The sequence below is a fragment of the Cecembia lonarensis LW9 genome, assembly GCF_000298295.1.
Taxonomy (GTDB): Bacteria; Bacteroidota; Bacteroidia; order Cytophagales; family Cyclobacteriaceae; genus Cecembia; species Cecembia lonarensis.
Genome location: NZ_AMGM01000108.1, coordinates 1 through 10,553 on the forward strand (window position 1 = coordinate 1; position 10,553 = coordinate 10,553).

Sequence of the window (10,553 nt, forward strand, 5' to 3'; positions counted from 1 at the left end):
CGTACGTAACGGGTCGAGTAAGTTTAAGTTCCCCGGTAGTAAAAACGGGAACGAACGGGTACGACCGAACGTTAGGGGGAATTAAGGTCGGGAAGCCCCAAAGGGATCACAAATGAAAACACTAAGGTTTTCAAACAAGTAATGAGTAAGTTCGGGGTGTAGCGTAGCCCGGTTATCGCGCCTGCTTTGGGAGCAGGAGGTCGCAAGTTCGAATCTTGCCACCCCGACTATTATCCAGGTCCTGTAGCTCAACTGGATAGAGCAACTGCCTTCTAAGCAGTAGGTTTCAGGTTCGAGTCCTGACAGGATCACTCCATGAGCATCTCCCAAGGATGCTCAATTTATTAATAGGGTTTTCATTGCTAGTGATTTCCTTCATAATTTGATTCCGTAGCTCAGCTGGTAGAGCATAACACTTTTAATGTTAGGGTCCTGGGTTCGAGCCCCAGCGGGATCACATAGTTTAAAACATCGCATATGGCGAGAAGTTTACCCCGAGAAAACGAAGCGTAGCGAGTTGATATCGGCAACTATAATTTGGATTACAATAGGCTGTCTCATAATTAGGGATAGCCTCTTTTTTTTTATTCGAGCAGGTATCTGAATCAAAATTCATGTAGCCAAATCTCAGGGCCTCTATTTGACATATCATACAATTTCTTGTTTTTTTAAATGTTTTGCTATTTTTAGGTTATTTCCTATTTAAAGTATTAATTAGGGAATGGATCAATGGACCCTTGCCATTGGATCAGGTACTCAATAATTCAATTTTCAAACGATTATGGCAGCTGACAAATCTAAACACAGAAAATTTAAAATTGCGATAATTCTGACCATACTAATCTTTTTGATTTTTGGTAAAAACCTACTGGAAAGAAGGAATTTTAATGAACTGGGGGATAGCTTTATTTCTTTTTACGAGGATAGACTGATGGTTGAAAGTTATATTTTTTCAATTTCTGAGAAACTTTTCCGAATTAAATTATTGGTGAATCACTGTGATTTTGAAAGTGACTATAGCCACGTAATAGAAGACATCATTGCCTACGAAAATGGAATTTTAAAATTAGTTAAAGACTTTGAGGCGACTAAACTAACGACCAAAGAAGAGGGGTTTTTGAACGATTTTAAAAATATCATTCAAAATAACCTTAGGATTGCTGAGTATGCAGAGCTATATTCCGATGAAGCAGGAATTAATGAGGAAAATGTAAAAAGATATAATGCCTATATTGAAAGAGCGATTGGAGACTTGGATAAATTGTCACAGATTCAGTTAGAAGAGGGTAAAATTCTTGCTATGAATTCGGATAGGGTTGTGAATAGATCAAAAATATGGGCTCAGTTTGAGGTAGCAGCACTCATCATTTTATTGGTCGTTATCTATTTGCTGATTTATACTTCCAAGCGTATCAATGATGATATTGTATAGGTGGATATCCCAGAAAGTTATCTGACTTTCTGGGATTTTTTATTAAAACACCAAGTTCTTCATATAAGCAGCATTTCTTCTGGCAGCCTCCATGGGATCTGTGTCATCGAAGCGTTCCTGTTCGACGATAAAATATTTCATCCCATTATCCATACCTGCTCGAAGAATTGCAGGAAAATCCATTAAACCTTTTCCAATTAAGGTTGAACCATTGGGCTCATCGAAGGGTAAATCTGCAGATTTATCCTTTACATGGCCTAACGTAAAGCGGTTGGGATATTTTTTGATGTAATCAATAGGGTCCTTTCCTGCTGTATACACCCAATAAGTATCCATCTCAAAATCCACCAAATCCGGATCGGTGTTTTCCATGAGGAAGTCTTGGGGAATTTGGCCCTCTAGTTCATCAAAGGTATATCCATGATTGTGGTAAGCAAAACGCAGCCCATGCTCTTTACAGATTTCTCCCTGCTTGTTGAATGCTTCTGCCAGTCGCTTAAAATCATCCATGGATTTTTGCGGTCCTACCCAAGGACAAATTAAATATTTCATTCCTATGGCACCGGCTTTTTCAGCCTGTTCTTCAAGATTTTCAAAAGTATTGGCATGGGAGGCGATGAAGGCTAGCCCTAAATCATCTACCAAAGATTTAAATTCTGTATTTGCCATGCCCCAGAAAATCCCCTTGCCTCCATCAAAACCTTCCAGTTGTGTATAACCATAGGAGGCCATCGCTTGTATCGTTTTGACAGGGTCTTCTGCCATATTTTCTTTCACCGAATATAATTGAATTCCAAAATCATCAAGTATGCCTTTGGCTGCTCCCAATAATGCTTCGGTCTGACTGCTTTCTTCTTTTTTCGTGGTACAGAATTGAAAAGGGAGAAAAGCTCCCGTTCCTAACACTGCTGTCATTTGGATAAATTTTCTTCTTTTATTCATGCTGGATTGGAAATTAAAAGAGACTGTCATCAGACAGCCTCTTTTGGATTAAACATAATTTTAAAGCGCATAAGCCCTATCTCCGGGGGTATAATCAATGCAGCCTTCATACCTGCCAGGAGCTTCGAAATATCTCAGCTGTTGAGTAGCACCAATTTCGGAAGTGAAATACCCTAAAACTGTCAGATCTTGTAACATTCCCAAGATGGCAGTAACTTTTTTAGGGTCAGCATCTAAAGTGGGTTTACCGCTGCTTTTAAGCTGATTTAAATATGCCGTCCTTTCTTCGACGGAGACATCCATGAAATCTGCCCCATTGGTAGCTTTAAAATCTTTCTTAATAAGATTTATTCCTTCCACAAAGGTATTTTGTTGCTCTGCATTATAAGTGTCTTTCACCATCATTACCATAAATGCTCCTATACCTACTGCCTTAGCACCTGGTGTATCTGTCGTTGGGATAATTGCCTCTCCAATTTCGTCCAGAAAGGCAATGTCCTTATTTGAGAATTCAAGGCCTACAATCTGATCTTCAGGTTTACAGCCTGTCAGGAGGGCATTAGCCCCAACCATTGCGCCACCCATCATCAAGGCTACGCTTTTTAATGCATCTCTTCTATTCATCGCCATGATAAAATTCTTTTAAGTTTATAGATTGCCTTTTTTAAGTTCGTTCACCGCAAAGTCTGCAGCCCTTGCTGTCAATGCCATATAGGTAAGTGATGGGTTTTGTGCTGCTGCTGAGGTCATGCAGGCCCCATCGGTGACAAATACATTTTTGGCATCCCATACTTGGTTATTTCCATTTAAGACAGAAGTTTTGGGATCTCTTCCCATCCTTGCTGTACCCATTTCATGAATTCCCTGTCCAAAGGTATATCCTGCATCGAAGGTATTGACATTTTTCAACCCTGCTGCCTCTAACATTTCAGCTGCATCGTTCATCATGTCTACCCTCATTTTTTTCTCATTTTCTTTGATTTCGGCATCCATTTCCAATACTGAAAGTCCCCACTTATCTTTAACATCCTTACTCAGTTTGATGGTGTTTTCATGATAAGGTAGGATTTCTCCAAAGGCAGTTATACCCATAGACCAAGGTCCTGGCTCACTTAGTGCTTCTTTCAAAGGCGCACCATAGTTCATTTCTGCAATATTTCTGCTCCACCCCTGTCTTGATGCGCTGCCTTGGTAGCCAAATCCTCTTAGGTAATCTCTCTTATCATCGCCTACATTTCTAAACCTTGGGATATAAACCCCGTTTGGCCTTCTTCCAAAATAGTATTTGTCTTCATAACCTTCAGCAATGCCGTTGGCACCAAGCCTGAAATGGTGATCCATGACATTATGTCCCAATTCACCTGAACTACTTCCCAAGCCTTCAGGCCAAATGTCTGTAGCTGTCCTCATCAGAATGGCAGTGGAGTTAAAGGCAGAAGCACATAGGAAAATGATTTTTGCATTATATTCATAGGTTTGGTTATTTTCCGCATCCAATACCTCTACTCCTGTAGCTTTTTGAGTGTCTTTATCATATATCAGCTTTGTGACAATAGACCAAGGTCTCAGTGTTAAATTTCCAGTTTTCATCGCAGCGGGAAGCGTTGATGATTGTGTACTAAAGTAGCCTCCGAAAGGACAGCCCAACCAGCATTTATTTCGGAATTGGCACTGTACACGTCCTTCCAAAGGTTGGGTCAGGTTGGCTACTCTGCCGACTGTAACCAATCTTTTTCCGCCCCATTTCGCCTTTACTCTATCTGCCACGTCTTTCTCCACGCAGTTCAAAGGCATTGGGGGCTGGAATTCCCCGTCAGGTAATATTTCATACCCATCTTTATTTCCTGAAATTCCTGCAAATTTTTCTGCATAGCTATACCAAGGAGCCAGGTCCTTGTACCGAATTGGCCAGTCTACTGCAATGCCTTCTTTTAGGTTGGCCTCAAAATCAATGTCATGAAGTCTGTAACTTTGCCTTCCCCATAATAAAGAACGACCACCTACTTGGTAACCTCTAAACCAGGTAAAAGGCTTTTTCTCTATGTAAGGTGAATCAGATTCGTGTGCCCACCAATCAAGGTTCAGTTCATTGAGTACATAATCTCTTCTCAGATTGGGGTGATTTTCGATCATTTGGGTCGTTCTCCTTCCCCGGTGTGGTATTTCCCAAGGGGCAAGCGTGGCTGACTTATAATCTTTGACATGTTCTACGTTTTGCCCTCTTTCCAACAAAAGCACTTTAAGTCCTTTTTCTGTGAGTTCTTTTGCTGCCCAGCCTCCACTAATCCCGGAACCTACAACAATCGCATCATACGAGTTATCTGCCATAATTTAATAGATATTTGATTTGTATTTAAATGTCACATATTCTGATGGCTTGTTCTAAAGAAGCCATTTTATCAGTCGATTTAGGAATAAATTCCTGACAAATGTAGCCCTTGAAGCCGGTGTTTAATATTGCCCTTATTACTGCAGGATAATTGATTTCCTGGGTTTCATCGATTTCATTTCTTCCTGGGTTTCCCGCCGTATGGTAATGCCCAAAATATTGATGATTTTTCTTAATGGTCCTTATCAAGTCTCCCTCCATAATTTGCATATGATATATGTCATAAAGGAGTTTAAGATGCTCTGAATCTACCATTTTACATAGTTCTACGCCCCAATCGCTTTTGTCGCACATATAATCGGGATGATCGACGCGGCTATTCAGTAGTTCCATCACTACTGTGACGCCATGCCTTTCTGCCAGACCCATAATTTTTTTCAAACCTTCGGCGCAGTTTTTCAGACCGGTCTCATCATCCATCCCTTTTCTGTTTCCGCTGAAGGCAATGATGTTCTTGTAGCCAGCTTTGGCCATAAGCGGGATCACTTCTTCATAACCTTGGATGAGTTTGTTATGGTTTTGGGGGTCATTAAACCCTTGTACAATTCCAAGGTCTGCCCCATTACACATAGAACATACCACATCATGTTTTTGAAGGATATGCCAATTATTAGGCCCGACAAGATCTATTGCATTGAAACCAATTTTTTTTATGCCGATGCATAATTCCTCAAGGGTCATTGGGTTGAAGGGCCAATGGCAAACTGCATGGTTTACATTGCCTTTGAGTGGCCCATTTAAAGGTGAAGCCTTAAGGTTGAGATAAGGTAGCCCACCAAAGGCAGTAGTAGCCAAAGCTAACTTTTTCAGGTTTTTTCTTCTACTAAAGTCGGTCATTTTTCAATAGGTTTATTAAGTGCTTTTTTGTTAATCGACTCATTTTTAAATAAAATCGAGAAGAAAAGCACTACTAATATAGCAATCAATGCTGGAATTTGCCATATTGATTGCCAATCGTGTAAGCCATCTGCTTGAAGATATACATCAGTGATCTGACCTGCAATAGAAAAGCCTATCAACATGCCCAATCCGTAGGTAGCTAAAGTAATCATACCCTGCGCTGCCGATTGGAATTTTTCCCCTGCTTTGGTGTCTGTATAAATTTGCCCTGATACAAAGAAAAAATCATAACAGATTCCATGAAGTGCAATACCAATGATCAGTAGGTAAAGTCCTTGATCCGCATCGCCCAAAGAAAATAAGGCATAGCGTACAGACCAGGCTATCATGCCCACGATTAATGTTAATTTAAAACCGAATTTTCTAAAAAAGTAGGGGAGCAACAATAGGAATAAAGCTTCCGAAATTTGTCCTATGGTCATCTTTCCCGTTGGATCCGATACGCCTATTTCAGCCAGAAACGGATTTGCATTTTGGTAATAAAAAGCCAAAGGAATACAGATTAGAATGGAAGAGATGAAAAAAACCGCATAATTTTTATCTTTTAGTAGGCTTATTGCATCCAGCCCTAAAATATCCTTGATATTGATTTTGTTGTCGGATCTTGCCTTTGGTGGCGTTTTGGGTAAAGTGAAACTAAAGATACCCAAAGCTGCGGAAGCAATGGCTGCCATCAGAAATGTATTTTTGAGCATTCCTTCACGCATATTGTCTGCTGCATCCCAAAAAAACACATAGCTGATCACTAAGCCGGAAACGATCCATCCTATCGTTCCCCAAACCCTAATGCTGGGAAACTCTGTTCCGGGATCCGTCATTTGTCTGAAAGAAACGGAATTGACAAGGGCCAACGTGGGCATGTAAAGCACCATGTAAATAAATATGAAAGGATAGAAGTTGGTAAAGGAATCCGCCTGATAAGCCATAAAGAGAAAAAATCCTCCGAGAAGATGTAGGCCTCCCAATAATTTTTCTGCATTGAAATACCTATCCGCGATGAGACCGATAATAAAAGGAGCGATAATTGCCCCAAAGGATTGGGTGGAAAAGGCAGTTCCGATTTGACTCCCCGTTGCCTGTAGATTAATTCCCAAAAACGTGCCCATGGTAACATACCAAGATCCCCAAATGAAGAACTCCAAGAACATCATCAAAGAAAGTTTAGTCCTTAGTAAAAGAGTCATTTATAATGATTAATGAGTGTTCAGGATATTTTTCAGAATGTAAACTATCAATTTTATATTTAAAAATAAGGATTTTTGGCTTATTTTTATTTGAGCAGATTTATGCCAAATATAATAGGATAGGTAGCTGAATTCCTTTACCACTCATAACAGTTTACTGCTATTTGTAATTTATTTGGCTTTAAGTTTAAGCGAATAAATATCATAAATTATCTTAGATAAAATTATTGCCGGTACAATAACAATAAACCATTAAACCTTGATTAAAATGACAGCTCAAAAAAAACTCAAAATGGGGATGGTAGGAGGAGGTCCAGGTGCATTTATTGGAGCCATACACAGAAGTGCTGCGCTGATGGATGGTTTGATAGAAATTACTGCTGGAGCCTTCAGTAGCAATCCTGATAAATCCAAGCAGGCAGGAGAGGAGTTGATGTTGGACCCGTCCAGAGTATATGCTTCTTACAATGAGATGATAGAAAAAGAATTGGCATTACCTGAGTCAGAAAGGATTGACATCATCAGTATCGTGACGCCTAACAATGTACACTTTGACCCCACCAAAAAAGCTTTGGAAAATGGCTTTCATGTGGTTTTAGATAAGCCCATGACACTCACTTATGATGAAGCCAAGGCCTTGTATAAAATCATTAATACCAGCGATAAGCTTTTTTGCCTGACACATACCTATACAGGATATCCTATGGTCAAGCAGATGAAACAAATGATTGCAGAAGGGAAAATCGGAAAGGTTAAAAAAGTTTATGTAGAATACCCCCAGGGCTGGTTATATAAACTTTTGGAGCACGAAAATAACAAACAAGCTGAATGGAGAACTGACCCTGCAAGAAATGGGAAAGCCGGATGTTTTGGGGATATAGGGACCCATGCGTTTAATTTGGTAGAGTATGTGACCGGCATGAAAGTGGCAAAGATCTGTGCTGATTTAGACATCAAAGTGGAAGGTAGACCAATAGATGATGATGGAGCAGTTTTGATGCGTTTTGAAAATAATGCATCCGGTATCTTAACGGCTTCGCAAATTGATACGGGCTGTGAAAACAATCTTAAAATAAGGGTATATGGAGATCAGGGGGGATTAGAATGGGAGCAAGAGGACAACAACTCTTTGATCGCTAGATGGCCTGGTAGACCTGCTGAAACGCTTAGGGCAGGAACCGGCTATTTGGGTTCGCTGGCAAATGAAAATACCAGGACTCCAGCAGGACACCCAGAAGGTTATATTGAAGCTTTTGCTAACATTTACAGGAATTTTGCCCGTTGTATTTATGCCCAGAGAAGAGGAGAAGAGCCAAAAGCAGAGTGGAGGGATTTTCCTGGTGCTGAAGATGGCATCAGAGGAATGGCATTTATAGAGCATGTATTAAATAGCAGTGCCTCTGAGCAAAAGTGGACCCCTTTCACAGTAGAATATTAATTAACTTATTAACATGACAACTTAAAACAATCAACCTATGAAAACCATTAAAGGACCTGCCATTTTTTTGGCACAGTTTGCAGACGATGTAGCGCCATTCAATAACCTCAAAAATATTTGCGAATGGATGGCGAATGTGGGATACAAAGGAGTGCAAATTCCGTCTTGGGATGGAAGAATGATTGACTTACAAAAGGCTGCTGAAAGTAAAACCTATGCCGACGAAATAAAAGGAATAGTAAATGAAGCAGGACTGGAGATTACCGAACTTTCTACCCATTTGCAGGGACAGTTGGTAGCTGTTCACCCGGCCTATAATGAACTCTTTGATGCATTCGCCCCAGCTAATTTAGCTGGCAACCTTAAAGCAAAGTCGGAGTGGGCAACCCAGCAGCTTAAATATGCTGCCCAAGCTTCAGCTAATCTAGGGCTTAATGCCCATGCAACCTTTTCGGGTGCATTAATGTGGCATACCGTATATCCTTGGCCACAAAGACCAGCTGGTTTGGTGAATACTGGCTTCACAGAATTGGCAAAAAGATGGTTGCCTATTTTGGATACATTTGAAGAATATGGTGTAGATGTTTGCTATGAATTGCATCCTGGAGAGGATTTACATGATGGCATTACCTTTGAAATATTTTTGGAGAAAGTAAACAATCATAAAAGAGCCAATGTTTTATATGATCCCAGCCACTTTGTTTTACAGTGTTTGGATTACTTGCAATTCATTGATTTCTATCATGAAAGGATTAGAATGTTCCATGTGAAAGATGCTGAATTTAATCCAACTGGCAAGCAAGGTGTATATGGAGGTTATCAAAGCTGGGTAGATCGGGCAGGAAGATTTAGATCCTTGGGTGACGGACAAGTTGATTTTAGTGGTATCTTTAGCAAGCTTTCTCAATATAACTTCTCTGGTTGGGCTGTATTGGAGTGGGAATGTGCGATCAAACACCCAGAACAAGGCGCCATTGAAGGTGCACAGTTCATAGCCGATCATATCATTAGGGTCACTGAAAAAGCCTTTGATGATTTTGCTGCTGCCGGAGCAGATGAAGCTTTCAATAGAAAAATATTAGGAATTTAATCTTATCAACAATTTATTATTATGAAATCAGTTAAAATGTTATCGGTAGGTGTTATTACACTTTCAGTACTTGCATATTCCTGTGGAGGAGGTGGATCCTCAATTTCTTCAGAATCTACTACTTCCAGCCAGCCAGCACCTGCTGCAAGTATCAGTCTTGAAGAAAAATACAAAGATGACCCTGTGTTTATCGCAGGATCTGCTAAAGCCAAAGAAGCAGGTTGTACTGCATGTCATATGATAGAAAGAAAAATAGTAGGACCTTCTTATGCTGATGTCGCAGCTAAGTATGATAATACTGATGAAAATGTTGCTATGCTTACTGCTACTGTAATTAATGGAAATGTAGGTAATTGGGGAGAAGTTCCGATGCCGGCCCATCCTCATTTGGCAAAAGAGGATGTAGAAACAATCATCAAATACGTACTTTTATTGAAAAAGTAATGCAGTATAATTCGCTATTAGGAATCATGATCGGTGCGGCACTTCTTTTTTCATGTGGAGGTAGTCCAGAACAGCAGGTTGTTGAGGAGGAGGATGTGGAAGAAAATGAATGGGTAAGCCTTTTCGATGGAGCCACTTTCCAGGGCTGGTCCAAATATGGAGGAGGGAGTGTGGGAGCTGCATGGAAAATACAGGATGGAGCCATTTATTTAGATGCTACCAATAAAGATGGTTGGCAAACTGGAGATGGTGGCGATATCGTGACAGACCAAGAGTTTGATAATTTCCATTTTCAGGTGGAGTGGAAAATTGCCAAAGATGGTAATTCTGGCATTATGTTCTTCGTTCATGAATCACCAGAGTATGCCTACCCTTGGATGACTGGTCCTGAAATGCAGGTTTTGGATAATGATGGACATCCCGATGCAAAAATCCGTACCCATAGGGCAGGTGATCTTTATGACCTTATTGAATCCAGTGAGGAAGTGGTCAGGCCTGTGGGAGAGTGGAATTTAGCAGAAATTATCGCAAAAGATGGCCTTCTTCAGCTCCACTTAAACGGGGTCAAAGTAGTCGAGACCACCATGTGGACTGAAGAATGGGATGAACTGGTTGCCAAATCAAAGTTTAAAGACATGCCAGGTTTTGGTAAATACCAAAAAGGTAAAATCGCCCTACAGGACCATGGTGATGAAGTTTGGTTTCGGAATATAAGAATCAAAAATCTCTAAAAT

10 protein-coding genes and 3 tRNA genes are annotated in these 10,553 nt (G+C 40.3%); 8 read left to right on the top strand and 5 right to left on the bottom strand.

Features of this window, described 5'->3' with window-relative positions:
- The first annotated feature begins 152 nt into the window (after positions 1-152).
- The 4 genes from B879_RS18800 (at position 153) to B879_RS18815 (ending at position 1,432) form a co-directional block, all read left to right on the top strand.
- Positions 153-227, top strand: a tRNA-Pro gene (locus tag B879_RS18800).
- Between the two features lie 10 nt (positions 228-237).
- Positions 238-311, top strand: a tRNA-Arg gene (locus B879_RS18805).
- 73 nt (positions 312-384) lie between these two features.
- Positions 385-457 (top strand) — tRNA-Lys (locus B879_RS18810).
- Positions 458-781: 324 nt separating this feature from the next.
- On the top strand, positions 782-1,432 hold the full coding sequence (locus tag B879_RS18815) for an MCP four helix bundle domain-containing protein (protein WP_009186806.1): 651 nt from the start codon (positions 782-784) through the stop codon (positions 1,430-1,432).
- A 42-nt stretch (positions 1,433-1,474) separates the two neighbouring features.
- On the opposite strand, the gene B879_RS18820 is transcribed toward B879_RS18815, so the two are convergent.
- Genes B879_RS18820 through B879_RS18840 form a run of 5 tightly spaced genes read right to left on the bottom strand, consistent with a single transcriptional unit; the run spans position 1,475 to position 6,847 of the window.
- Positions 1,475-2,374 (bottom strand): sugar phosphate isomerase/epimerase family protein, encoded by a 900-nt coding sequence (locus tag B879_RS18820; RefSeq protein WP_040401229.1) that lies wholly within the window; start codon positions 2,372-2,374, stop codon positions 1,475-1,477.
- 60 nt (positions 2,375-2,434) lie between these two features.
- Complete coding sequence (locus B879_RS18825) at positions 2,435-3,004, bottom strand: gluconate 2-dehydrogenase subunit 3 family protein (RefSeq protein ID WP_009186808.1); 570 nt, start codon at positions 3,002-3,004, stop codon at positions 2,435-2,437.
- Between the two features lie 18 nt (positions 3,005-3,022).
- Complete coding sequence (locus B879_RS18830; protein ID WP_009186810.1) at positions 3,023-4,702, bottom strand: GMC oxidoreductase; 1,680 nt, start codon at positions 4,700-4,702, stop codon at positions 3,023-3,025.
- A gap of 25 nt (positions 4,703-4,727) precedes the next feature.
- Positions 4,728-5,600 (bottom strand): hydroxypyruvate isomerase family protein, encoded by an 873-nt coding sequence (locus tag B879_RS18835; RefSeq protein WP_009186812.1) that lies wholly within the window; start codon positions 5,598-5,600, stop codon positions 4,728-4,730.
- Entirely contained in the window at positions 5,597-6,847 is a 1,251-nt protein-coding gene (locus tag B879_RS18840; RefSeq protein ID WP_040401227.1) for an MFS transporter, read from the bottom strand. Before B879_RS18840 ends, B879_RS18835 begins: the two co-directional genes overlap by 4 nt.
- 268 nt (positions 6,848-7,115) lie before the next feature.
- Between B879_RS18840 and B879_RS18845 the strand changes: the two genes are divergently transcribed.
- The 4 genes from B879_RS18845 to B879_RS18860 are packed head-to-tail and all read left to right on the top strand — an operon-like array spanning position 7,116 to position 10,550.
- Positions 7,116-8,285 carry a Gfo/Idh/MocA family protein gene (locus B879_RS18845; protein WP_009186814.1) on the top strand — a complete coding sequence of 390 codons (1,170 nt, stop codon included), beginning with the start codon at positions 7,116-7,118 and terminating at the stop codon, positions 8,283-8,285.
- Between the two features lie 37 nt (positions 8,286-8,322).
- The gene (locus B879_RS18850; RefSeq protein WP_009186815.1) at positions 8,323-9,375 is read left to right on the top strand and encodes a sugar phosphate isomerase/epimerase family protein; all 1,053 of its coding nucleotides are present in this window, start codon (positions 8,323-8,325) and stop codon (positions 9,373-9,375) included.
- A gap of 21 nt (positions 9,376-9,396) precedes the next feature.
- Positions 9,397-9,819, top strand: a complete 423-nt coding sequence (locus B879_RS18855; protein ID WP_009186816.1) for a c-type cytochrome — start codon at positions 9,397-9,399, stop codon at positions 9,817-9,819.
- Positions 9,819-10,550, top strand: coding sequence for a 3-keto-disaccharide hydrolase (locus B879_RS18860; RefSeq protein ID WP_009186817.1), 732 nt, complete (start codon positions 9,819-9,821; stop codon positions 10,548-10,550). The genes B879_RS18855 and B879_RS18860 overlap by 1 nt, the downstream gene beginning before the upstream one ends.
- The last annotated feature ends 3 nt before the right edge of the window (positions 10,551-10,553 follow it).